General features: G+C 43.6%; 21 protein-coding genes. 7 read left to right on the top strand and 14 right to left on the bottom strand.

Features of this window, described 5'->3' with window-relative positions; genetic code table 11:
• The first annotated feature begins 439 nt into the window (after positions 1–439).
• A complete protein-coding gene (locus KFV02_RS07705) occupies positions 440–2,107 on the top strand; it encodes an ATP-binding protein (protein ID WP_252380968.1) in 1,668 nt (555 codons plus the stop codon).
• A gap of 416 nt (positions 2,108–2,523) precedes the next feature.
• Here the strand turns inward: KFV02_RS07705 and KFV02_RS07700 are convergent, their stop codons facing one another.
• Both KFV02_RS07700 and KFV02_RS07695 read right to left on the bottom strand, forming a co-directional pair.
• On the bottom strand, positions 2,524–2,862 hold the full coding sequence (locus KFV02_RS07700; RefSeq protein WP_252380967.1) for a P-II family nitrogen regulator: 339 nt from the start codon (positions 2,860–2,862) through the stop codon (positions 2,524–2,526).
• A 115-nt stretch (positions 2,863–2,977) separates the two neighbouring features.
• Entirely contained in the window at positions 2,978–4,195 is a 1,218-nt protein-coding gene (locus KFV02_RS07695) for an ammonium transporter (protein WP_252380966.1), read from the bottom strand.
• A gap of 504 nt (positions 4,196–4,699) precedes the next feature.
• On the opposite strand from KFV02_RS07695, the gene KFV02_RS07690 reads away from it, so the two are divergent.
• Positions 4,700–4,882, top strand: coding sequence for a hypothetical protein (locus KFV02_RS07690; RefSeq protein ID WP_252380965.1), 183 nt, complete (start codon positions 4,700–4,702; stop codon positions 4,880–4,882).
• Positions 4,883–5,170: 288 nt separating this feature from the next.
• On the opposite strand, the gene KFV02_RS07685 is transcribed toward KFV02_RS07690, so the two are convergent.
• The 4 genes from KFV02_RS07685 to KFV02_RS07670 all read right to left on the bottom strand — a co-directional run bounded on the left by KFV02_RS07685 (position 5,171) and on the right by KFV02_RS07670 (position 9,283).
• Positions 5,171–6,118, bottom strand: a complete 948-nt coding sequence (locus tag KFV02_RS07685) for an ABC transporter substrate-binding protein (protein WP_252380964.1) — start codon at positions 6,116–6,118, stop codon at positions 5,171–5,173.
• The gene (locus KFV02_RS07680) at positions 6,048–6,818 is read right to left on the bottom strand and encodes an ABC transporter ATP-binding protein (RefSeq protein WP_252380963.1); all 771 of its coding nucleotides are present in this window, start codon (positions 6,816–6,818) and stop codon (positions 6,048–6,050) included. Before KFV02_RS07680 ends, KFV02_RS07685 begins: the two co-directional genes overlap by 71 nt.
• A 29-nt stretch (positions 6,819–6,847) precedes the next feature.
• Positions 6,848–7,891, bottom strand: a complete 1,044-nt coding sequence (locus tag KFV02_RS07675) for a FecCD family ABC transporter permease (RefSeq protein WP_252380962.1) — start codon at positions 7,889–7,891, stop codon at positions 6,848–6,850.
• A gap of 93 nt (positions 7,892–7,984) precedes the next feature.
• Positions 7,985–9,283: a (Fe-S)-binding protein gene (locus KFV02_RS07670; protein ID WP_252380961.1), complete on the bottom strand. Its 1,299-nt coding sequence runs from the start codon at positions 9,281–9,283 to the stop codon at positions 7,985–7,987.
• A gap of 820 nt (positions 9,284–10,103) precedes the next feature.
• On the opposite strand from KFV02_RS07670, the gene KFV02_RS07665 reads away from it, so the two are divergent.
• The 4 genes from KFV02_RS07665 (at position 10,104) to KFV02_RS07650 (ending at position 14,439) form a co-directional block, all read left to right on the top strand.
• On the top strand, positions 10,104–11,474 hold the full coding sequence (locus tag KFV02_RS07665) for a cobyrinic acid a,c-diamide synthase CobB (RefSeq protein WP_252380960.1): 1,371 nt from the start codon (positions 10,104–10,106) through the stop codon (positions 11,472–11,474).
• On the top strand, positions 11,474–12,448 hold the full coding sequence (locus tag KFV02_RS07660) for a precorrin-8X methylmutase (protein ID WP_252380959.1): 975 nt from the start codon (positions 11,474–11,476) through the stop codon (positions 12,446–12,448). Before KFV02_RS07665 ends, KFV02_RS07660 begins: the two co-directional genes overlap by 1 nt.
• A 125-nt stretch (positions 12,449–12,573) precedes the next feature.
• Positions 12,574–13,104: a tetratricopeptide repeat protein gene (locus KFV02_RS07655; protein ID WP_252380958.1), complete on the top strand. Its 531-nt coding sequence runs from the start codon at positions 12,574–12,576 to the stop codon at positions 13,102–13,104.
• Between the two features lie 255 nt (positions 13,105–13,359).
• Entirely contained in the window at positions 13,360–14,439 is a 1,080-nt protein-coding gene (locus KFV02_RS07650) for an NAD(P)H-dependent flavin oxidoreductase (RefSeq protein ID WP_252380957.1), read from the top strand.
• 152 nt (positions 14,440–14,591) lie between these two features.
• Here the strand turns inward: KFV02_RS07650 and KFV02_RS07645 are convergent, their stop codons facing one another.
• The 7 genes from KFV02_RS07645 to KFV02_RS07615 all read right to left on the bottom strand — a co-directional run bounded on the left by KFV02_RS07645 (position 14,592) and on the right by KFV02_RS07615 (position 21,016).
• Positions 14,592–15,137, bottom strand: coding sequence for a pyruvate ferredoxin oxidoreductase subunit gamma (locus KFV02_RS07645; RefSeq protein WP_252380956.1), 546 nt, complete (start codon positions 15,135–15,137; stop codon positions 14,592–14,594).
• Positions 15,138–15,258: 121 nt separating this feature from the next.
• The gene (gene recR, locus KFV02_RS07640; RefSeq protein ID WP_252380955.1) at positions 15,259–15,864 is read right to left on the bottom strand and encodes a recombination mediator RecR; all 606 of its coding nucleotides are present in this window, start codon (positions 15,862–15,864) and stop codon (positions 15,259–15,261) included.
• A gap of 9 nt (positions 15,865–15,873) precedes the next feature.
• A complete protein-coding gene (locus tag KFV02_RS07635) occupies positions 15,874–16,176 on the bottom strand; it encodes a YbaB/EbfC family nucleoid-associated protein (protein WP_252380954.1) in 303 nt (100 codons plus the stop codon).
• Between the two features lie 107 nt (positions 16,177–16,283).
• A complete protein-coding gene (gene dnaX, locus KFV02_RS07630; protein WP_252380953.1) occupies positions 16,284–17,717 on the bottom strand; it encodes a DNA polymerase III subunit gamma/tau in 1,434 nt (477 codons plus the stop codon).
• Between the two features lie 4 nt (positions 17,718–17,721).
• A complete protein-coding gene (locus KFV02_RS07625) occupies positions 17,722–18,645 on the bottom strand; it encodes a branched-chain amino acid transaminase (RefSeq protein ID WP_252380952.1) in 924 nt (307 codons plus the stop codon).
• Positions 18,646–18,786: 141 nt separating this feature from the next.
• Entirely contained in the window at positions 18,787–20,100 is a 1,314-nt protein-coding gene (gene der / locus KFV02_RS07620; protein ID WP_252380951.1) for a ribosome biogenesis GTPase Der, read from the bottom strand.
• A gap of 124 nt (positions 20,101–20,224) precedes the next feature.
• Positions 20,225–21,016, bottom strand: coding sequence for a sulfide-dependent adenosine diphosphate thiazole synthase (locus tag KFV02_RS07615; protein ID WP_252380950.1), 792 nt, complete (start codon positions 21,014–21,016; stop codon positions 20,225–20,227).
• A gap of 670 nt (positions 21,017–21,686) precedes the next feature.
• Between KFV02_RS07615 and KFV02_RS07610 the strand changes: the two genes are divergently transcribed.
• Positions 21,687–21,824, top strand: a complete 138-nt coding sequence (locus KFV02_RS07610; protein ID WP_252380949.1) for a hypothetical protein — start codon at positions 21,687–21,689, stop codon at positions 21,822–21,824.
• 107 nt (positions 21,825–21,931) lie between these two features.
• Here the strand turns inward: KFV02_RS07610 and mtnA are convergent, their stop codons facing one another.
• The gene (gene mtnA / locus KFV02_RS07605) at positions 21,932–22,948 is read right to left on the bottom strand and encodes an S-methyl-5-thioribose-1-phosphate isomerase (protein ID WP_252380948.1); all 1,017 of its coding nucleotides are present in this window, start codon (positions 22,946–22,948) and stop codon (positions 21,932–21,934) included.
• Position 22,949: the final 1 nt, after the last annotated feature.

Genomic DNA, 22,949 nt, shown 5'->3' with positions numbered 1-22,949 from the left:
TCGCCATGATGTGTTACCCAACCCGTTTGTAATGCATTTCAGAAAATGCACTCTTCAATTGTGTAGTAATTTGAGGACATTAATCGTGTCAGAAGTTGAGTTTAATAACTTATTGACAAAAAAGAATGATCTTCAACTACTAAAAATACCTTTTCCTTTGACCATCCTGCCTGCTCAACCACTCAACCACTCACCTACTCAACCACTCACCTGCTCAGCCACTCAACCAAAGTGCAGCCCTCGGATGCACCCGTTTTTATTCACGTTTCACTGGCCGGTTTGACGCGAGCGTAAGATCCATGAGCATGTGACTTGTTTTTTATAAATTTTGCATTTATGTAATTATATTTCAATCAGTTATAAATTTATTTATTCCAGAGTAAATTTGGATTAAGGTTGTTGTTATTCCACTAATCAAAATCCCGAATCACAAAAATTTATGGATAAAACCAAAAAACAACATATTTGGGGCCTACCTCTAGCCCACGATGTCTATAGCCCAAACGGTCGTTTTTTATTATCTAAAGGCACCCGTTTAGAACCTGCTCACCTACGCATTTTAAGCATCTGGGGCGTAGAAAAAATTCTGGTTCATGATCCAAAAGATTTTTCACCAAAAGAAATTAGTCTAACTGACCTTCTTCCTCCCGTTAGGTACCAGCCCCGGTCCCTCTCTTTAACCAGACCGGACATTTCCCCTCATGACCAGGAATCTGTGTTATTAAAACAGGTCATTCAAGATGGTGTTAGCCTGGGTAGCTTCGAAACCAGCCTGAACCAATTGGAATCTCCCCTTATAATCCTGGAAGAAACCGAGAGCAAAATAAAAAAATATTTTCATTTTGAAACAACGTCCTTCTTTTTGATCAACGAAGACAATTCTGACCTGACACCGGCCTTTTTTTACCCGAAAAAATCAAAATCTTTTTGGACAAAAGTCTTGGATAGTCTCATACTGGAACGATTTATTTTCCAGGCCATTACTAAACAAAAATCTATTGTTGTCTCTGCCCCGGACCAGGATAAAACCTTTCTCATCCACGCCCTTGCTACCAAATCAAGAACCAGAGGAATTTTTCTGGGACTTTTAAACGGTGAAGATGACTTTTATCCTGTCAAACAGCTTCTCTTATCCATAATTATGTTTTGCTCCGCACACATGCTGGAATCTTACGAGCTGTATTCGCAAATTAAAAAGAAAAATACCCAGCTAGAAAAATCCCTTCAAAAACTAAAAAAGACTGAGCAGGAGCTTATAAAACATAAAGAAGAGCTGGAACAATTAGTTGCCGAACGAACCAGTGAACTAGTCAAAACCAATGAAGACTTAAAACATGAAATCGAAGAAAGAAAAAATATCGAAAAAAAACTTATCCTGGCCCAAAAAAAGGCCAAAGAAGCCAACCAGGTCAAAAATGAGTTCCTGGCCAATTTAAGCCATGAATTGAGAACTCCTTTGAATGCAATCCTGGGTATGACCGAGCTTGTTCTCCTGTCGACAATTGACGATGAGGCCAAAGAAAATCTGAATATCGTCTATAAAGCCGCCCAGGGCTTATCTACACTTATAGACGATCTCCTGGATATGTCTCTTATTAAATACGGACAGCTCGAAATAAAGGAAGAAAACTTTTTTTTGACAAAAACCCTGGATTCTATTCTGGACATATTCATGCATCAGGCTCAGAAAAAAGGGCTGCGCATCTCTTATCATATTGATCAGGGTATTCCTGATTTACTCATAGGAGATGTTTCAAGAGTGCGCCAGGTCTTGGTCAACCTGGTCGGGAATGCCATTAAATTTACAGACAAAGGAGAAATAAAAATCCTTGTCCGGCTCCAGGAGCTAACTCACGAGCACTCAATCACACTCCTGTTTGCTGTCCGGGATACCGGATGCGGCATTCCCAAGGACAAAATGGATTTAATTTTTGAACGATTTACTCAGGTTGATGGCTCATATACTCGCCAACATGGAGGAACCGGTCTGGGACTGGCTCTGTGTAAAAAAATCGTCACGTTACTAGGAGGCCGGATCTGGGCTGAATCTACACCTGGCCAGGGATCAACTTTTTACTTTACCCTACCCTTTAAGATTGAAAGCTGAACGCTTAATATTTAAATAATATTTAAAAGAAAATTCGAAACAAAAAACTAGTTACACTTCAAGCCACTTTTAAGCCTGTGGCCAAACCCCATTTTAGCCGCTGATTGAAAGTCTTGGTTTCTGAAATGCATTACAAATGGCTTGGGTAACCCAATCTTAATGAAGCTTGCGGAAGAACAGAGCATCGGGATGAATGTGCTAAATATTTTGCGAGATTGACCATAACTATCGATAGTAAAAAGAATATTTTTTACCCAAAGTATCCCATTATGCTCTGTCCACAAGCAAATTTTAGATGGGTCCAAGTCTTTGTACCAGCATGAAAGGAACCAAGACTGAAATAAACCTTGGAAATTAAGTTGATAAAAAGATTCGGCCACAGGCTCTTTAGTCAGCCCTCGGCTCTATTTTCTCGGTTAAATAGCCGCGCTCCCTTGCTCTCCAGTACGGATACGGATTACCTCATCTACCGGCAGGATAAATATTTTACCATCCCCTACCTTGCCGGTGCGGGCTGCATCCTGAGTCGTCCGGACAACCTCAGCTACTAAACTGTCGTCGACCACCACTTCAATTTTAACTTTAGGCAAGAAATCCACTTGATACTCAGCACCGCGATAGACTTCCCGATGTCCTTTTTGCCGGCCAAACCCCTTTACTTCAGTGACGGTCATACCCTTAATCCCCAGTTCAGTAAGACTGGCCTTGATTTCGTCAAGTTTATAAGGACGTGTGATAATCTCTATTTTTTTCATAAAACGCTCCTTTAATGTTCACTTTAAGCACAATACGAAAAACAATATATAAGTTAAAAATCCCACAAGGCAAAATTTTCTCTACGCAATCCTTTTGCCTTTTACCCTGCTACATTTAATTATATGCAGTTTCACTATGTTCGCTAATGTCAATACCCATTACTTCATCTTCTGAAGAGACGCGCAGGCCAAAGACTGCATCAATAACTTTCAATAAAATCCAGCTTACAACAAGAGCATACACACCCACAACTACTACACCCAAAAATTGAGTTCCTAGTAGCGAAACATTACCGCTCAAAAGTCCGTCTGCTCCCCCGGGATTAACTGCCCTAGAAGCAAATATACCTACACATAAAGTCCCAACCAGTCCGCCAAGCCCATGAATTCCTACTACATCCAAACTGTCGTCATAACCAAAATATTTTTTAGCCATAACTCCCATATAACAACACACACCAGCCAGCAAGCCTATGACTATGGCTGAGTTGGGGCCAACAAAACCAGCAGCAGGGGTAATTGTTGCCAGGCCAGCAATAGCTCCGGAGGCAGCACCTAGTGTAGTTGGTTTGCCAGCATGTATCCATTCGATCAAAATCCACATGGCCATACCAGCCATACCTCCTAGATGAGTAGCCACAAAAGCAGTACCAGCGATACCATCTGCAGCCAGAGCACTACCACCATTAAAGCCAAACCAACCAAACCAGAGAAGCCCTGTTCCCAACAAGGTCATAGGCAAGTTGTGCGGGAAAAAACTTTCCCGACCATACCCTTTGCGTGGGCCAAGAATAATGGCTGCAGCCAGCGCTGCTGCACCACATGTCAAATGCACTACCAATCCTCCTGCAAAGTCAAGAACTCCTTTTGCTTTTAGCCAACCGCCAGCCCCCCAAATCCAATGACATACAGGATTATAAACAAGTATTGCCCACAGCAAACTAAAAACAAGAAACGGACCAAAGCGCATCCTTTCAGCAAAAGCGCCAGTAATAAGGGCCGGCGTGATTACAGCAAACATGCATTGGTAAATCATAAAAACTAGTTGAGGAATCGTAGGCGCGTAATCAGGATTAGGTTCGAGCCCTACCCCGTTCAAGCCAAACCAGGACAAGTTTCCTATCAGACCACCAACATCTGGACCAAAAGACATTGTGTAGCCAAGATAAACCCATTCAAAACTGATCAGGGCTATCATAATGAAACTCTGCATAATAGTACCCAAAACATTCTTTTTCCGCACCATGCCCCCGTAAAAGAGAGCCAGGCCTGGAGTCATGAGTAATACCAGCGCAGCAGAGACCATGATAAAAGCGGTATCAGCACTATTCATTCCTTTTACCTCCTATTAGGATAAAAAACTTGTTTGATTAACATACCCTCTCCGACTTTTTTCAAAGTTGTAATTATTTGCAAGTAACATACAATTTTGTCTTCTCTCAAAGAAAACAACATATTACAAAACTGTATCTCTTTTTTGTAAAATTAAAAATTACAATATTGTAAAAACTAGCACGTTTTTTACTCTTTTTGTAAAAAAACACCCAAAAAATACAGCAAAAACTCTGCAAAAAAACAGAAAATGAAAAACTTGCAGATGCGCACACTAAAAGGTGGGGGGCAGACAACTGGCAGCCTATTTGCGCACTTACCTTGTTCGCTTACAACTGAACCCGCTTCTTCTTGGCTTATGATTCTTCAGTGGCTCTAAAGATTTTTTTGAAAAAGATAGCAGAGCACGTTCGAAATAACGCGCTCTTGGGTTTATAAAATTTTTGTTTGCTATTTAGGCGAGGGTGGGTTAAATAAGAAGAAATCAGTTTTTTTGGAGGTCAAAATGTGTAAAGGATGTGGTTGCGGCTCCCAAAAAGAGTCCAAATACGCAAAATTCGTCCATGAACACGAGCATAAGCATGGGGATTTGGTCCACTCACACCCTCATGAACACGATCATGAACACGATCCTGTTACAGGAGAGGTAATTCCGGCTCACGAACACGCACATGAGCAACAACAATAGATAAATTATTCAACTACCCTTGTTTGTCTCGTTTAATATTGATTTTTGACATCCACTTAGTGTTACTTTGAACGTTTACTTATGTTACTCTGATTACAACAGAGAATATCGTGCAATGTAGAGAAAATTCTTCCGCAAAGTGTGTCCCGCTTCTAGCGGGGCTCAGAATGACGCCAGAGACGGCATTCCGCTGAACCAGGTCGGCTGGATCTATTGCGATCCACTCTTCAAGTGGACCCAAAAATCACCAGGACAAGTTGTTCTTCTCCTGGTGATTTGAACTATTGCTCAATCACTTCCACCTGCACTATAACTCTTCTTTGCTACAAACTTCCTGATAAACCGGCTCAATTCCTCTACAGCCTGCACTGCTTTAGGTCCAGGCCGGGAATACTTTTTTTCATCTACATATAAGATATTTTCCTTTTTAACAGCTTTTAGATTACGAAATAAAGGCCTGCTATTTAAGGGTAAAGGGTCTTTATTCATCGGCCCTCTTTGGACAATATAGATATCCGGGTTAAGGGCAATAAGCATTTCCTCGCTTATCCTGACTAGCTTTTTATCCTTACTCACCGGATTTATCCCGCCGGCTTTTGCGATGATCTCCGTAACAATGGATCGTTTACCCACAGTAAGTAAATTAGGGTAGCGGACTTCAAAAAAAACCATGGGGGGACTAAAGTTTTTAGGCCGCAAGTCAGCCACCTTTTTAAGTCTATTCTGCAACTTGGAAATCAGATGACGGGCGCTACGCTCCACCCCACAAAGCTTGCCAATTTTGTCAATGGTCACAAAAAGCTCGTCAAAGTTCTGCACATTGAACACACCTACAGGAATGGACAATTTTTGGAGCCTGTGTACCGGCATAAGGCTGTGTCTGCGAGTGCCCATTTGCAAGACCAGGTCTGGCTTGAGACTGACAATAAGCTCTATATTTGGGCGTATGTGCGTGCCAATGGCAGGCTTATTTCTTAATGGTTCTAGATTTTTATCTTCTTTTGTACAAGCCACGATTTTTGAGCCGAGTCCCAGTTCCAAAAGGATATCGGTTAAGGCTCCGTAAAGGGTTACTATTTTTTGGGGAGTCTTTGAAAGATGGATAGTTTGGCCCAAATCATCGATAACTGTAGCGGAAAAGGCAGGTGAGACCCAAAAAAACAGGCTAAGGAAGATGGAAAACAGCTTGCGGGGCACCAGTTTGCGGGTGTCTGAAAATTGACGTAGGCGTAGCATAAACTTGCTCCAGGTTAGTTTGGTTAAAGACTTCTTTTGTCGGACCATAAAATTTAAGCTGACCCTCTTTCAAAAAAATCAGGTGTGGACAGAAAAGCGCGGCCAGGTTTAAATCATGGATAGCCACGACTATGGTCTTGCCACTGGCTTGCAATTTTTTAAGAAGCTTAAACACTTCTATTTTATGGGCGATATCCAAGTTTGCTGTGGCCTCGTCCAGAAAAATGATTTCTGTTTCCTGGACAATGGTCTTGGCCAGGAGGATACGTTGCAGCTCGCCTCCTGAGACTTCTGCGGTCATTCTTAGTTTGAATGAAAAAGTTTTTGTATCCTGCATGGCCTGGTCTGCTTTCTGCCTATCTTCAAAGCTATACGTACCCAGAAGACCAAGATATGGATACCTGCCCGTAAGGACCAGTTCGAAGCAGGACATACTCAGTGGTGGGTGATTATCTTGGGGTAATATGGTTAAAATTTTGGCAAGATCTTTTGACTTAAAAGCATCTATTTTCTGGTCTTTAATAAGTATCTGACCATGTTGTGGAGTTAAAAGCCCGCATAGACACGAAAGCAAAGTGGACTTGCCACTCCCGTTGGGCCCCAAAATGCCCACCATCTGGCCCTGTTTTATCTTGAAACTTATATCCTGCAGGGCCCGTTGCTTACCGTAGGCTAGGCTAAGATTTTTAACTTCAATCATTTTTAATGTCTGGATAAACTTTCTACTTTCTATGCCTTAAACTTTTTAACTAATAGCAGACAAAAAAACGGCCCACCAAGGAGGGCAGTTAGTACGCCTACTGGCAATTCCTCTCCACCTGACAAGATAGTTCTGGCCAGAATATCTGCCCAGATCATCAAGTTACCCCCCAAAAGAGCTGACAGTGGAAGCAGTTTTTTATGGTTGCTGCCTATGGACAACCGGATTAAATGTGGAATGATCAGCCCCACAAAACCAATCACACCGGATACTGATACGGCCGCCCCAGTAAGGAGGCTCGCTCCAGCAAGAAGAAAAAGCCTGACTCTATTGGGATTAAGTCCTAACGTCTTGGCATGGATGTCGCCCAGACTTAATATATCCAGCTCCCTGGCCCAGAAAAGAATTATGAGGCAGGCCGGAATATAGTAAGGAAGAAAAATGGATACATGTTCCCAGGAGCGGCCTTGAAAGCTGCCCATGATCCAGAAGACTATACCGGCTACGGATTCTTCATCCAGAGATTTCAGCAGAGAAATTAAAGCTGATAAAAATGTAGCCACCACTATTCCGGCCAGGACCAAGGATTCTTTGCTAAGTTTACCTCCCCTGTAGCCCAGACCAAGGACTATGGTCAGAGCAAGCCCGGCCCCGCATAAGGCAAAAATGGGCAGAGTCACCGGCCCAAAAAGTGAGGTCAACCCAAAAAAAATGGCCAGGCTGGCTCCAAAAGCAGAGCCAGTGGATACGCCTATGGTAAAAGGATCTGCCAGGTGATTTTGCAGAAGACCCTGAAAGACTGCGCCGGAGAGGGCCAAACTGGAACCGACAAGAAAGGCCAAAATAGCCCGAGGCATACGTAGATGCCAAATAATCAGTGAAAGGTTCGGGTCGCACAGTTCTCGTGGGGCAACAGAGTCTTGTACTCCCACGTGCCAGAGACAGGAAGATACTTTAGACCATGGTATGGACAAGGGGCCGAGATAGATGGCTCCCAAGATACTGATCAGGCTAAGGCCCATAAGCAAAAGGACATAAAGGCTGAAGGATGTAGATATTTTGAGGCGAGACACAAGGATCTTTTTTAATCTGATTTATCCGGTGTGTCCATAAAAAAACCCCGCCTTAAGGCGGGGTTTTAGTTTGCTTTTATGGTAACCGGATATTTACAGGCCGACTTCCTTCAGATCGGGACCTAAGTATTCTCGTTCGTTGGGACCGAGTATGCCCAGGGAGAGACAGATCAAGGTCCACAAATGCACGCTATGCCAGCCACCATTGTAGTATTCGCTCAGATCATGAATCTGAGAATGGCAGTTGTGGCATGGAGTAATACAATACTGTGCTCCGGTAGCCTTAATTTGATCGAATTTAACCTTGCCATATTTCCTACGTTGTTCAGGGAAACCTGATTGCAGGTAGCCACCACCGCCACCACAGCAGAAGTTGTTGGATTTGTTGGGATACATTTCCACAAAGTTTTCTTCCCCAACAACTGACTTAACTACAAAGCGCAAATCCTCGGCAATGGGGTCACCCAAAGACTTACGTACTAACTGGCAGGGATCCTGAACGGTAAACTTGATCTTCAGATCTTTATTCCAGTCAGAGTTAACCGGAAGCTTGCCTTCTCTGATCCAGATGGCATACCAACGAATAATGCTGTCGAGCTCAAAGTTAGCTTTGATGTTGAATTTCTGCAATCCGGCCCGGACTGCAAAGAATTCGTGTCCTCACTCCGTATTGAGCCAGATTTTACAACCCAGCTCCTCCACAGCTTCAACTTTATTGCGCACAATCTTTTCCCAGGCTTCATCATCGGCAGCAAACAAGCAGTAGTTCTCAGCAGCCCAACCCTTTGTGCTATAAGTCCAGTCAGCGCCTACAATATGCAAAATTTTCCACAATGGGACCATTTCATCAGGTTCGGTCACTGGCTCTCTGGAATTCTGATTGAGAAAAAAAGTAGCGCCTTTTTTGTTAATGGGTGCTTGTAAATTTTCAAACCCTTTTTGCTCCTCGCGGACTTCCTCTAAAACGTCTTCGACAACAAATTTAAAGTCCTCAGAACGAGCTCCCATGGCACTGTTGCCTTCTGTTGCCAGCCCCTGATCGCAGGACCCAATAATCCCTTTGGGCCTCTTTTCTCTGGGCCAGCTTTGGCGTCCGTAAAAGACCAACTGGGGGATATCAATGTTCATGGGACAGGCGTGAACACAACGACGACACATGGTGCACATCCATACCCATGGGGTGGAGGTGACTTCTTTATCAAGCCCTAAGGCAGCCATGCGTAAAAATTTTCTGGGGTCCATTCCCTCAAGGCCACTGGCGGGACAACCAGCAGAGCAGGCACCACAGGTAAGGCAAAGATTCAGATGCCCTTGTTCAGGCAAGATCTCTTTGACCTTATCCATAAAGGTGGTTTTAGGCTCTGCGTCTAACTTCAGTGCTGCTTCTGCCATAAACTCCTCCTTAGGAAATTATCTGTTATATCCAATAGTTTTTCCTCTAAGCATACAGAGGCTTTCCATAATAGATTAACAGCTCCGATTAAAAAACCCAATAAATATTCCCGTTAATCATTTTTATTTATAATGACATGTTTATAAACAGATCGCAACCGAGGTTTTGAAATTTAGGCACTTTTTTTAGGCAAAAACAGCGGTATTTTTTTGAATGTTTTTTACTAAAAGTGTTACTGAACGCTATTTTTTGTCTGGTTATGATTTAAGAGTCTGTGGCCAAACCCCATTTTAACCGCTGATTGAAAGTCTTGGTTTCTGAAATGCATTACAAACGGCTTGGGTAACCCAATCTTGAACTTTGCTTGCGGGAAAACAGAGCATCGGCATGAATGAGCTAAATATTTTGCGATATTGACCATAACTATCGATAATAAAAAGAATATTTGTTTACCTAAAACATCCCATTATGCTCTGTCCGCAAGCAAGTTTTGAGAACAGGTCCAAGTCTTTGTACCAGCATGAAAGAAATCAAGACTAGAATAAACCATGGAAATTAAGTTTATAAAAAGGTTTGGCTACAAGTTCTTAAGACATTTTAAGATCCTGTGGCCCAACCTTACTTAAGAGGGCAACTTTTCATATTTTTTTCAATCCTGATTTCTAATCTGGTAGCCAAAACGAGGTTGGTCCACAGGGTCTTAAGGTCAAAATCTTGAGTTATGAAGAAAACGCCCGGACAAAGAAAATTTGGGTTGTGGAGGTTGGAAAAGAATAGTAATCTTCTTGAACTTCATTACTCAAAACTCACAATTAAATTATGATAGTCATTGCCGGAACAAACAGCGGAGCTGGTAAAACTTCTATCTGCCTGGCCTTAGCTGCTGGTCTTAGAGCCATGGGAGTTGCTGTCAGCCCTTTTAAAGTTGGGCCGGATTATCTGGATCCCATGTATCTGACCAAGCTCAGTGACAGGTCCTGTTACAACTTGGATTTGTGGATGAGCGACAAGACGCATATTGAACAGCTCGTTGCACAGAGACATGGGGTGGCCCTGATTGAAGGGGTGATGGGCTATTATGACGGTTGCATGGCAGATTCGTCTTTTGCATCTACCGCTCATGTGGCCCAAGTACTGAATTCCCCGGTTATCCTCGTTTGTCAGGCAAAAGCCATGGCCAGAAGTTTTGCCGCACTGGTCAAAGGATATTGTAGTTTTGAGCAAGCTGGACAGAACATCTCTGGGGTCATTGCCAATGGCTGTAGTTCCGAAAGACATAAAAAAATATTGGAAAAAGCATTAAAAAGCGCTCACCTGCCGCCTTTGGTAGGGGCCATTCCCAAAGGAAGCCTCCCTACACTTAAATCCAGACACTTAGGGCTATCTAGCGTAGGTGCCAGCCAGATGAATAAGGATGAAATTGAAAATTGGGCCCAGGCAGCAAGAGAGTTTCTTCAGCTAGATGAAATTTTGCGCCTGGCTGGTTATGACCGCAAGACTCATCATCAAACGCTTCCCGGAACTGCAAAGAATATAATCAGTCCTCAAAAAAAAGTACGCCTGGGCATAGCCCTGGATGATGCATTCAATTTTTACTATCAGGCGAACCTGGACATATTAGAAATGGCTGGTGCACAGCTCGTATTTTTTTCTCCACTCAAGGATGACCACTTGCCTCCCAACTTAGATGCTATTTATCTGGGCGGAGGCTATCCGGAACTTTGGGCGAAAGAACTGGCTCAAAACCAAGGCATGGTAGAAAGTATCCGCACTCACGCTGCCTTGGGCGGCAAAATTTATGCTGAATGCGGCGGGCTTATGTATTTATGTCAGCAAATAGAGACCGTAGACAATAAAACATATCCTATGCTTGGGCTTATTCCTTTCAATGCCAGAATGCTCCGGACCAGAAAAAGGCTGGGGTATGTTGAAGTAAAATTTTTAAAAGATACCTTCCTCGGGGAAAAAGACTTGACCCTTCGCGGACACGAATTCCATTATTCAGAGATTGAACCTGTTCATGGCAACTCCCGCTGGATTAATGTATTTGCTGTAAAAAATGCCGCTGGACAAAAGCTTTACACATTAGGAATCTATACAAAAAATATTTTAGCCAGTTATGTGCACCTGTATTTCGGGCATAAACCTGAGGTTGCCAAATATTTTGTACAAAAAATAAAGGAATGTTAATGACAAAAGGAATTATCATCTTGGGGCATGGAAGCAGGCGCGGCGCTGTGAGCGAGAGCTTTACTCGCATGGTTAGAAGAATAGCCCGGCGCATAGGCAAGGCCCGTGTGGAACCAGCTTTTTTTTCTCTGGGTCAGCCCACGCTTGAGGAAAAAACCAGGGAACTCATTGAACAGGGTTGTAGAGAAATAATAATTTTCCCCTATTTCTTATATAACGGCAACCACGTGGAAAAAGATATTCCGGCTATGCTCCAAAATTTAAGGCAAAAATATTCCGGAGTAGAATTTAGGCTTTTGGCCACTTTAGAAAATGAACCCCTGGTTGAGGAAATTATTTATGAACGAATTTGGTCTTATACAGAGGAAGATAAGTTTTTTTCGGGAGAAAATATTGAGCAGAAAAGCTTGGATTTTATTCTAAACCAAGGTATATGGTCACACTTAGACAAAGAGCAAAAACAAGTTGCCGCCCGTGTGGTTCATGCCAGTGCTGATTTCTCATTTGTCCATTCACTGAGATTCCACCCTCTGGCCATTGAACAGGGCATTAGATGTATAAGAGAACAAAGAAAGATTATCTGCGATGTCCAGATGGTCAGAACCGCTCTGACCAAGTTGGACAATGTCTATTGTGCCATAGATGATCCTGATGTGTTAGCCAGGGCCAGAAAAGAAAATACAACCAGGGCTGCCTTGGCCTTTGAAAATTTGCTCCCTAATTTAGACGGGGCATTGGTAGTCATTGGCAATGCCCCAACAGCACTGTGGAAACTTCTGGATATCTGCGCCAAAGGAGGGCCTCAGCCGGCATTGGTAGTAGCTTTACCCGTAGGTTTCGTGGGTGCGGCCCAGTCTAAGCGAGCACTCATGGACAGCGACCTGATTTATATTACTAATGAAGGGCCTAAAGGTGGAAGCCCTGTAGCCGCTGCCGTGGTCAATGCCCTGTACAGATTGGCGCAGGATATATAAGTTTTAATTATGCCTAAAACTAATTTTGTTTTCCGGGTCAGGAGTTGGGTTCGGTTTAACCAGCCTACTCACCAACCCAACAAATAACTCACTCAACAACTTAACCAAACCAATCAAGCAACACTATGGCCACCGGCAAGCAAAAAAAAGTCTCTCGTCGAGGTTTTCTACGAGGAGTTATAAAACGAATAAAGTTTGAACATCTGGAAGACGATCAAGCCTCAGGGCTTAGCCCGGAACTGATCGAGGCTGATCAGGCTTTGAAGCAGTGTGATTATGTCCGTGCAGCCAAACTTTACTCACAATACCTTGAAAAGGAGCCTGACCATTTAGAAGCCTTGCAAAAAGCAGGTTATTGTTATTTTCGTCTTAATGAAATGAGCACGGCCAGGAATTTTTGGCATAAGGTTTTGGAGATAAGGCCCAAGGACAATTTTGCCGTGCTACATATGGGACTTTCTTTTGCCCGAGAAGGAAATTTAAAAGATGCGGTTAAGATGTGGAAATCCTATTTCAACATCAATCAGCCCTTAATTCAAAGAGAGATAAATGTTACTTTGGCCCTTTATGAAGCCGGCGAAAACCTTGACCCTCAGGAAGTAGCCAGTTCTTTGGAAAAGGCCATTGAGAAGCAGAAAAAAGCCAGTGTGTCGTGAGGGAAAGATCATTAGAGTTAAATGGATAGGGAGGTCAAACCAAATAGTTGTATATATTTGATGACGTTAAATTAATTATTTCAGTCTATTAGTTTCGATAACAACAGTGGCCTGATTTTCTGTTTTTAGGACTTGTTAAATATGCTCAAAAAGATTATTGAGCCAAATTCGAAATTTTTACTTTTTTAACATAATAATGAGTTTTCTGTTTTAAACAGAAACGAAATTTTTGGATGAAGGAGAACGAGATTAGCAATGCTTATTCCAAAGTTAAAAATAGGCGTTCATGAAGCAGAAGTGCCTATAATTCAGGGAGGAATGGGAGTAGGGGTGTCTCTCCATTCTTTAGCCAGCGCAGTAGCTAAAATGGGTGGGATCGGTGTAATAGCAGCCGCTGCCGTGGGTTTTTTAGCACCCGACTTTGACAAACATCCCCAGTTGGCCAACATTCGCACTTTAAAAGAAGAAATCACACTGGCACGTAATCTGGCCCCTGGCGGAATTATTGGCGTCAATATCATGGTAGCGTTGAGTGATTATGAAGATTTGGTGACTGCTTCTTTTGAAGCTGGAGCTGACATTATTTTCTCCGGAGCCGGACTTCCACTTAATTTACCAAAACTCAAAGAAAAGTACCCGGGGAACAAAACCGCTCTAGTTCCTATCATTTCTTCAGCTCGGGCAGCCGACATTTTATGCAAGAAATGGCTTCGAAGTTATAATTATCTGCCCGACGCTTTTGTCTTGGAAGGCCCAAAAGCAGGTGGACACCTCGGTTTCTCTTTAGAAGAGCTGACCAACAAAAAATACAGACTGGAACAGCTGGTTTTAGAAACTCTTCAGGCCATAACCCCCTATGCTCAAAAGGCGGGCAAACCTATCCCACTGATTGTTGCAGGAGGAGTTTATTCCGGTGAAGATATTGCCCGATTTCTAAACCTTGGGGCAAGCGGGGTCCAAATGGCAACACGTTTTGTTGTTACCGAAGAATGTGATGCCTCGGAAGGTTTTAAAAAGGAACATCTGAGAGCCAAAAAAGAAGACATTGTTTTTATCAAAAGTCCGGTTGGGCTTCCCGGACGGGCAGTAAAAAATAAGTTTTTAGAGGCAGTGGAACGGGGAGAAAAGGTGCCTTTTAAATGTCCTCATCACTGTATAAAAACATGTAAGCCCAAGAAATCACCCTATTGTATTTCTTTAGCCTTAATCAATGCCCAACAAGGTAAATTAGATGAAGGCTTTGCCTTTGCTGGCAGCAATACCTATCGGTCTGAAAAGATCGTTAAGGTAAAAGATCTTATTGAAGAACTTCTAGAGGGTATAAAGAAAGCGTGACAAACTAGCGCATAGAGAGTTCGTGATATTTTTCAGGAATCAATTAAAAGCCGGCCTTTTTCAAGACCGGCTTTTTTCATGACCTTGATAACAATACATGATTGACCACAACAACAGGTAGGTACAAAAAAGTCATTAGTTGCACTTAAGACTTAAACTATTGCTGTTTCTTCATACGCCCTTTCCAAGGCAGCAAAATTCTTTGGCCCAAGTTTCGGTCCAAATCTTTCTTCAATTACACCCTGCAAGTCTTTAACGTCCAATATACCTGCAGCTTTAAGCAATGCACCAAGCATGGTCGTGTTGGTGATGGGCACACCAAGCTCTTCCAAGGCAATCTTGGTCGCATCCACTTGAGCTACTTTTGGAAATCCATATTTATCTTTAATTGCCTGGGCTGATTCTGATGAATTAACCACAACCAAGCCGTCACTCTTTAGGCCCTCGGCGACATTACCTATATCTAGTAAGCTCGGGTCCAAAACCAGGACAATATTAGGCTCGTAAATCTTTTCCCTGAGCTTTATTCTCTCATCAGAAACACGGACAAAGGCCTGTACAGGAGCTCCCCTCCGTTCAGGGCCAAAACTGGGAAAAGCCTGGGCAAATTTACCCTTATCAATGGCTCCTTTCGCCAAAAGTTCAGCCGAGGTCACTCCTCCCTGTCCGCCGCGTCCATGGATTCTTGTCTCAATCATAACCTCCTCCTGCATATGCGTTTGTTGAGTTTAGTGTTATTGGTGTCAAAGGTTAATTTATAAGTATATCTGTGGTGAGTGAATGGATAGAGTATTGGATGAATGCCAACTCATTTACGTATCAAAAACTCTGGCGCCAATGCAGAGATTGACGCAAGGTTTCTTTGTCAATGTATTTTAATTCAGCTCCCAGAGGAATTCCCTGGGCCAACCTGGTAACCTCCACCTTGGGAAACTCTTTCTGGACCATATTCTTGACATACGATGCGGTTGCTTCTGCCTCCATAGTTGTTCCCAAGGCCAGAATAACTTCCTCAACCACCCCCTCGGCAAGTCTTGCTCTCAACTTTTCTAACTCAAGATTATGTGCATCTACTCCATCCAAGGGGGATAAAAGGCCTCCCAAAACCAAGTACTTGCCTTTAAAAAAACCGGCTTCTTCCAGGACCAGAACCGAATCCCACTCAGCCACAAGGCATAATCTTTCATCCTCGCGCAAAGGATCGGCACAAATCTTACACGGATCTGAATCCGAAAGACTTGCGCACTTAGAGCAGATACACAGGGCATCCCTTAAATTATAAATAGATTGCCCCAAATTTTGGGCCTTGTCTTTGGGCCAGGCCAATATTGTCATGGCCATACGTAAGGCGCTTTTGGGGCCCACCCCGGGCAAGGCAGATAGTTGTTCCACAACAAGTTGCAGTGGCTTAGGCAGGCTAGTCACCTTTTCCCCCTAAAATAATCCTGGAATCTTTAACCCCCCGGTAAGCTGAGACATCTCTGACTGAACCATGTCCCGGGCTGTTTTCAAGGCCTCATTGGTAGCAGCCAACACCAGATCCTGGAGCATCTCCACATCATCCGGATCGACTACACTGGGATCAATCTTGATTTCTACGATTTCCTGACCGCCAGTCGCCTTGACTGTGACCATGCCTCCTCCGGCAGAAGCTTCAACAACTTTTTTGGATAGCTCTTCCTGCATCTTCATCATCTTTTTCTGCATCATCTGAGCCTGTCGGATTAAATCATTCATTATTTTCCTCCTCAGTATGGGGTTTAAAAGTGTAAGGCTTAAAGATATAAAAAAGTTAACCCTATTCTTTTTACCTTTTTCCCCATTCAACTATTCAACCAATTAACCTAGCGTTCACGAAACCTTATATCAACAATACGAGCATTAAACTCATCCAAAACTTTCTGCACCACAGGATGTTGTCTCACTCTCTCTTTTAATTCAGAAACCTTAGGCCTATTATTTTCAGGGAAAGAAGTTAACTTGCCAGAAATTTTAGAACTTACGTAGCCTTTTTTCTCGCTTTTAAACTTTGGAGTTTTTTTTTCTGTCCCTACTGATGATGCAGGATCCTCCTGCACTTTTTTACCCAAGGCAGCCGGGGCCTGAATAGGCCCTGGCCGGACTGAAGTATTGGATTTTGAATCCGATTTCCAGGAATCTCCCTGTACCTTGGCAATCGGCAAGAGATCCGGCAAGTAAGCCAAGTTTAAAAGTAAAAGCTCAAGAGCAAGCCCTGGCTCCATACTTTTAAGCACATTCTTTTGTCCTTCCAAAACCATCTGCCAACTGGCATGGATTCTGGACAAAGGAAACTTTTGCGCCCACTCAATCCAGGCATCCAACTCTTCTTCTGGAAGATCAATAATATTTTTGGCCTGCTGTCCACCTTTAGCCAATAAAAACAGATTTCGCCAACATAAAGCAAGCTCTCGCAAAAAAAAGCCTATGTCCAAACCCTGATTTTGCAGTTCTTCAACAATCTGGTGCAGGTGTATCAAATCCTGATTATAAATGGCTTCAATGACCTGAAAAAAAGTCTCTTGACCTGCCAACCCAAGGACTTTTCTCACATCCTTGGTCATGAGCTTTTTTTCTCCCAAGGCCAAGACCTTGGCCAGTAAGGACATACTGTCACGCACACTTCCCCCGCCTCGACGAGCAATAAGACTTATGGCGTAAGATTCATATTCTACACCTTCTGCCTCAAGAACCGATTGTAGATGACTGGTGAGCTCATTTTGAGGAATTCTTTTAAAGACATAGTGTTGACAACGGCTGATAATGGTGATGGGGAACTTCTCCGGCTCTGTAGTAGCCATGATAAATACGCAATGTTTGGGAGGCTCTTCCAGGGTCTTTAGCAGGGCATTAAAGGCCGACTTGGAAAGCATATGGGCTTCGTCAATAATGACCACTTTATACCGGCAGCTAAGGGGAGGAAATGGCACTTCTTCCCTTAGTTTGCGCACGTCGTCAACTCTATTATAGGAAGCGCCATCTATTTCCAGCACATCAGTTGCCACTCCCTTTGTAATCTGGACACAATGGCTACACTTATTACATGGCTCAGGCCCCGGACCCTCTTCACAATTTATCGCCTTGGCAAAAATGCGCGCAACAGTAGTTTTCCCAACTCCCCTAGTACCGCTGAACAAATATGCCGGAGCAACTTTACTCTCAGCGGAAGCACGGGACAAAATAGACTTGATATAGTCTTGTCCTACAACCTGGGCGAAGGTCTGGGGCCTGTATTTAGCAGTCAGACTGACCTTGGACATTTATCTAAAGCTCATAAGAAGTTAACCAACCAGCGTATTTGAGATTTTCACCATGAACAATCTTAAAGTATTCGTTCTGCAAGAGCATAGTCACCGGCCCGGCCTTGCCAGCTCCTATCACACGGCGATCCACTTCCCGAATAGGTGTCACTTCTGCAGCCGTACCACAGAAAAAGGCCTCATCGGCAGCATAAAGCTCATCACGGGTAAATCTTTGTTCAACAACATCATAACCCATGTCCCTGGCCAGAGTGATCAAGGTGTCTCTGGTAATTCCACCCAGAATAGAGCCAAGAGGCGGAGTTTTTAGCTTACTCTTTTTGACGATAAAAATATTTTCGCCCGTGGCTTCGGAGACATATCCATCCACATCCAGCATCAGGGCTTCGTCGTATCCATCAGCTACAGCCTCCATTTTTGCCAGCACAGAATTAACATAATTGCCCGCTACCTTAGCCTTGGTCATCATGACATTGACATGGTGCCTGGTAAAACTGGAGGTTCTTATTCGAATGCCTTTTTGCAGAGCTTCCTCTCCCAGGTAGGCTCCCCATGGCCAAGTGGCAATTATCACCCTTATAGGATTGTCACCTGGATGCACTCCCATGGCCCCGTCACCAATGAAAGCCAAAGGACGAATGTACCCTTGCTCCAGCCTGTTCACTTTTAAGGTCTCTAGAATGGCCGCACTAATTTCTTCCCGGGTAAACGGGATATTCATCTCCACTGCCTTGGCCGAATCAAAAAAACGATCCACATGCTCTTTGAGACGGAAAACGGCAGAAGAACCATCAGTACACTTATAACAGCGAATACCTTCGAATACAGCCACGCCATAGTGCAAGGTATGTGTGAGTACATGCACATTGGCTTCGTCCCAAGGAACTAGCTGGCCATCAAACCAGATTTTATCGGCCTTTTGAACCATATAACCTCCATTTTTTTAGAATTAAGGATTATGGATTAATAGGTAAGGATAAATGGTAAAGGAAAACAACCGACTGGACTCTAATTAAATAACTGTCTCTCATGACCCACATCCTCCTATAAACTCTAAGAGATTCTCCCTTTACCCCTTATCCCTGAAATACATCCTTATTGGCGCCATATTCAAACCAAAAAGCTTTCTTATCTGTCGTTCCAGGTAGCGGACATAAGTGGGTTTTACCAGTTCTTTATTATTCACAAAAAAAACAAACTCCGGAGGACATACCCCGGCCTGTGTCATATAATAAAATTTGGCCCGCTTGCCTTTAATCAAAGGTGGCTGATGCCTGTATGTCGCCTCCTTGATTAACCTGTTCAACAGTCCGGTAGTTACCCTTTTTTGGCACTCAGCCCACAGATTTTCGGCCAGTGGCAGTAGGCTCCCAAGACCGGCCTTGGAAATTGTGGAAGTATACACTATAGGAGCGTGACTGCAAAACCTAAGCTCCTGCCTGAAATATTCTTTAAGCTGAGCGAGCTTGGACCGCGGGATGAGGTCAATTTTATTTACAACCACAATAAACGGGGTCTTCTCCCGATCCAGAAATGAAAGCAACTTTTTATCCTGAGCCAGAACTCCCTCCAGGGCATCCAGAACCAAAAGTACCACCTGTGCCCTCTTGCTACTCCTTAAAGCCCTCAAAACACTAAACTGTTCCAAACTATCCCGAATTCGCCTCTTTTTGCGCACCCCAGCAGTGTCCACAAATGTATAAAGTTTTCCATCCTTTTCCAATGTCACATCAACACTGTCCCTGGTTGTACCGGCCACGGGACTGACAATGAGCCTGTTTTCTCCCACTAAAGCATTAATCATGGAGGACTTACCCACATTGGGGCGGCCAAGTAAGCTTAGACGAAGACCAGGAGCTTTGTCCTGAACTTCCTGCTCCCTTTCTATTGGAGGCAATTTGGCTCGAATTTCCTCAATAAGCCCGGTAATATTATGTCCATGCGCTGCTGATACCGGGGTCAAGTCAAATCCTAGTTCATAAAACTCAGGCACCAGAGCATCTTCTTTTTCTAGCCCATCCACCTTGTTCACCACCAGATGGATGGGCTTGTTGCTCTGCCTGAGCATTTCAGCCAGTTGCTCATCCAGGGGATTTATCCCTTCCCGGCCATCCACTACCAACAAAACCAAGTCGGCAGCCTCAATGGCCTCCTGGGCCTGGGCCAAAATTTCTTTTTCTATCCCCTCATCAGCATCCAGAATAAGACCACCCGTATCGACCAGAGCAAATGGTGTTCCTCCTCTGCGCACCTCACCATAGATGCGGTCACGGGTAACACCTGGACGATCGTGAGTCAGGGCCTTATTCTTACCGATCAGACGATTAAAAAGAGTGGACTTGCCCACATTGGGACGACCAGCAATAACTACAAAAGGAAGCACGTTTACCCACCCTGTCTGATCTAAAGTTTATCTAAAAAAGGTTAAGAGTAAGTTGACGTTGCATTCTAACTTTTAACAACTTAATACTCTTAACCTTTTGCCTTTTAACCTGCTTATTAGGCTCTTAGCCTTTTAAACGGGCATCAATCTCTTTGGCCACCTTCTCCCCGGACAGAAGCATTCCACCAAAGATAGGACCCATACGATAAGAACCAAAGCTGGCGTTGGCTGCCATTCCACATACATATACACCTGGGAAAACTTCTCGAGTATTCTTGACCGTGTTAGTTTCTGCAACTTCGGCCCACATGGATTTTTCACCCTCAATCTTGCCTGAAGGAGTGAGAAGCTTGAGATCATTTTTCCTGAGCAAGGTCTGTAAAAGCTCTGTGTCATGGCCTGTTGCCTCGATTACAAACTTGGAATGAATGACCAGAGGGTCTACGTGTAAACCGGCGATTTCCACGGGGCTGGAATTTATAACCAAACCACAAACCCTTTTTTGCCCGTTTTCTTCTCTAACCACTACATCTTCGACACTCATACAGTTAAAAACTTTGGCACCGGCAAGACAGGCCTTTGAAGCCAAAGTAGTTGTGGCTGCCACGGCATCCACAGTATAATAACCTGGCTTGAATTCTTCTAAAGTCAGGCCAACTTCTTCTAAAATTCTTCGACTCTCTTCCTGAACCACGATATAATTAAAGGTCATTCCTCCGCCCCACATGCCACCGCCAATGGACAACTTGCGCTCAAAAATGGCAACCTTATGTCCATTTTCAGCCAGCTTATAGGCAGCAGTCATACCTGAAGGTCCGGCTCCGACAATAGCCACATCCAGGTCCAGGCATTCTTTGAACTTTTCAAAATATTTAGTGATAATAGCTTCGGTAACAATTCTTTCATCTAAGGCCATATTTCCTCCTAAAATTAATAATGATATAATTATTTACTTACTCAACTTTCTGACACGATTAACATCCTCAAATTACTACACAATTGAAGAGTGCATTTTCTGAAATGCATTACAAACGGGTTGGGTAACACATCTTGGCGAAGATTGCGGAAGTGCTGTGCATAGGAAGGTTATTCCACCGAACTTTCGAAACCCATCATAAGAAAAGGCATTAAGTAATATTCCATTGACTAACCCCATTATGCACAGCCCGCAAGCAAGCCTTAGATGTGTCCAAGTCTTTGTCAGCATTGAAGAAAATGCGCTCGCAAATTAACTCAAAAAGTTGAGTTACTTATACAAAATCCAAATTTGGTTTTAATTTCTACCCGGATCCGTGAAGGTTAACCCAACAACGACTTCTGTAACAACCCGAGGCTTTTGCAAAACAGAGAAAACTGTCTGACCGAGTTAGGCAACCTTAATTAAAATCTTTTTAAGTCGTTAGCTCCAAAATTTGCTTAAAAACCTGAAAATATAGCCCCATAAATCCAACTAATCGTGTTAAAACTTTAATTCAGGCTGCCTTCGAGGGAGTTTTTTCGCCTGTTTGACAAAATTTCCGGATTGCTAGTTGTCAATAAACAAAATTTGCTCACTTTCTACGGATTCAGGTTTCTATTCAGAATCTATGGCCAAACCCCATTTTGACTACCAGATTAGAAAGCCCGGTTTCTTGAAAACATTGCAAAGGGTTGAGCAAGCCATCCTGGCGAAGCTTGCGGATAAGCAGAGCATCGAGGTGACAAAGCTGAATATCTGGTACTAGCCGCCATAACTATCGATAATAAAAAAATATCCATTTGAGTAAGATTTGACCACAGACTCTTTAGACACAATACAATTGCTTTGCCACATTTTTTCATGAATCGTGAATTACGACTCAAAACTATATGGAGGCCTAAACACTCCCTTTTCTGTAATAATAGCACTTATAAGCTCGTTTGGGGTTATATCAAAGGCAAAGTTAAACACCTCTACCCCCGGCGGAACAACAGCTTGACCATTGATATGGGTTACTTCACTGGCCGGTCTCTTTTCAATAGTAATGTCATCACCGGTTGGAGTTTTTGGGTCAATGGTAGACATTGGTGCGGCCACATAAAACGGAATATTGTGGGCCTTAGCCAGAAGAGCTACTCCATATGTGCCAATCTTATTGGCCACATCGCCGTTTCTGGCAATACGGTCTGCGCCCACAATGACCTTGTTCACCAAGCCTTTACGCATAAGTAAGGCCGCGGCATTATCGCAAGCCACTTTAACCGGAATACCATCTTGCTTGAGCTCATAAGCCGTAAGCCTTGCCCCCTGCAAAAAAGGCCTTGTCTCATTGGCAATGACCTCAATTTTTTTTCCAGCCTCGATAGCTGCCCGAATAACTCCTAGGGCCGTGCCATATCCACCCGTGGCCAGGCTTCCGGCATTGCAATGAGTCATAACCACATCTCCATCATGTAGCAGCTCCGCACCAAACCGACCCATTTTTCTATTTATACTTATATCTTCAGCTAGAATTTTCCGGGCCAGCTCAAGCCACAAATGAGCAAGTTCCACAGGAGAATTGATTTGGCTCTTCTCCCAGGACGAACGCATAAAATCCACAGCCCAAACTAAATTAACGGCTGTGGGCCTGGCCTGCGATAATTCGTTCAGCCCCTGGTCTATTTTAGCCTTCCAGTCTCCAGCGGCAGCCGCTTCCCGGGCCAACAAATAACAACCAAAAGCCGCTGTAACCCCAATGGCCGGTGCTCCTCGAACGACCATCTCTTTCAAGGCATAAATTACATCTTCCAGGTTAGTGCAGAGAAACCACTCCTCCTTTAAAGGTAAACAGCGCTGATCGAGCAGGACCAGGGCATTCTTTTCTGGGTCGAAGTAAATGTGGTTCATA

Source organism: Desulfovulcanus ferrireducens (genome assembly GCF_018704065.1).
Lineage (GTDB): Bacteria > Desulfobacterota > Desulfovibrionia > Desulfovibrionales > Desulfonatronovibrionaceae > Desulfovulcanus > Desulfovulcanus ferrireducens.
The sequence above is the reverse complement of the archived record's forward strand: the minus strand, read 5'-3'. Positions and strand labels throughout refer to the sequence as shown.

Excerpts from the sequence above, each read along its gene's own strand:
- mtnA (WP_252380948.1), bottom strand. The coding sequence starts at position 22,948 with ATGAACCACATTTACTTCGACCCAGAAAAGAATGCCCTGGTCCTGCTC.
- KFV02_RS07665 (WP_252380960.1), top strand. The coding sequence starts at position 10,104 with ATGATAGTCATTGCCGGAACAAACAGCGGAGCTGGTAAAACTTCTATC.
- KFV02_RS07645 (WP_252380956.1), bottom strand. The coding sequence starts at position 15,137 with ATGATTGAGACAAGAATCCATGGACGCGGCGGACAGGGAGGAGTGACC.
- KFV02_RS07660 (WP_252380959.1), top strand. The coding sequence starts at position 11,474 with ATGACAAAAGGAATTATCATCTTGGGGCATGGAAGCAGGCGCGGCGCT.
- KFV02_RS07655 (WP_252380958.1), top strand. The coding sequence starts at position 12,574 with ATGGCCACCGGCAAGCAAAAAAAAGTCTCTCGTCGAGGTTTTCTACGA.
- KFV02_RS07625 (WP_252380952.1), bottom strand. The coding sequence starts at position 18,645 with ATGGTTCAAAAGGCCGATAAAATCTGGTTTGATGGCCAGCTAGTTCCT.
- KFV02_RS07705 (WP_252380968.1), top strand. The coding sequence starts at position 440 with ATGGATAAAACCAAAAAACAACATATTTGGGGCCTACCTCTAGCCCAC.
- KFV02_RS07615 (WP_252380950.1), bottom strand. The coding sequence starts at position 21,016 with ATGGCCTTAGATGAAAGAATTGTTACCGAAGCTATTATCACTAAATAT.
- KFV02_RS07650 (WP_252380957.1), top strand. The coding sequence starts at position 13,360 with ATGCTTATTCCAAAGTTAAAAATAGGCGTTCATGAAGCAGAAGTGCCT.
- KFV02_RS07700 (WP_252380967.1), bottom strand. The coding sequence starts at position 2,862 with ATGAAAAAAATAGAGATTATCACACGTCCTTATAAACTTGACGAAATC.
- KFV02_RS07695 (WP_252380966.1), bottom strand. The coding sequence starts at position 4,195 with ATGAATAGTGCTGATACCGCTTTTATCATGGTCTCTGCTGCGCTGGTA.
- KFV02_RS07610 (WP_252380949.1), top strand. The coding sequence starts at position 21,687 with ATGGCCAAACCCCATTTTGACTACCAGATTAGAAAGCCCGGTTTCTTG.
- KFV02_RS07690 (WP_252380965.1), top strand. The coding sequence starts at position 4,700 with ATGTGTAAAGGATGTGGTTGCGGCTCCCAAAAAGAGTCCAAATACGCA.
- KFV02_RS07635 (WP_252380954.1), bottom strand. The coding sequence starts at position 16,176 with ATGAATGATTTAATCCGACAGGCTCAGATGATGCAGAAAAAGATGATG.
- dnaX (WP_252380953.1), bottom strand. The coding sequence starts at position 17,717 with ATGTCCAAGGTCAGTCTGACTGCTAAATACAGGCCCCAGACCTTCGCC.
- KFV02_RS07685 (WP_252380964.1), bottom strand. The coding sequence starts at position 6,118 with ATGCTACGCCTACGTCAATTTTCAGACACCCGCAAACTGGTGCCCCGC.
- KFV02_RS07680 (WP_252380963.1), bottom strand. The coding sequence starts at position 6,818 with ATGATTGAAGTTAAAAATCTTAGCCTAGCCTACGGTAAGCAACGGGCC.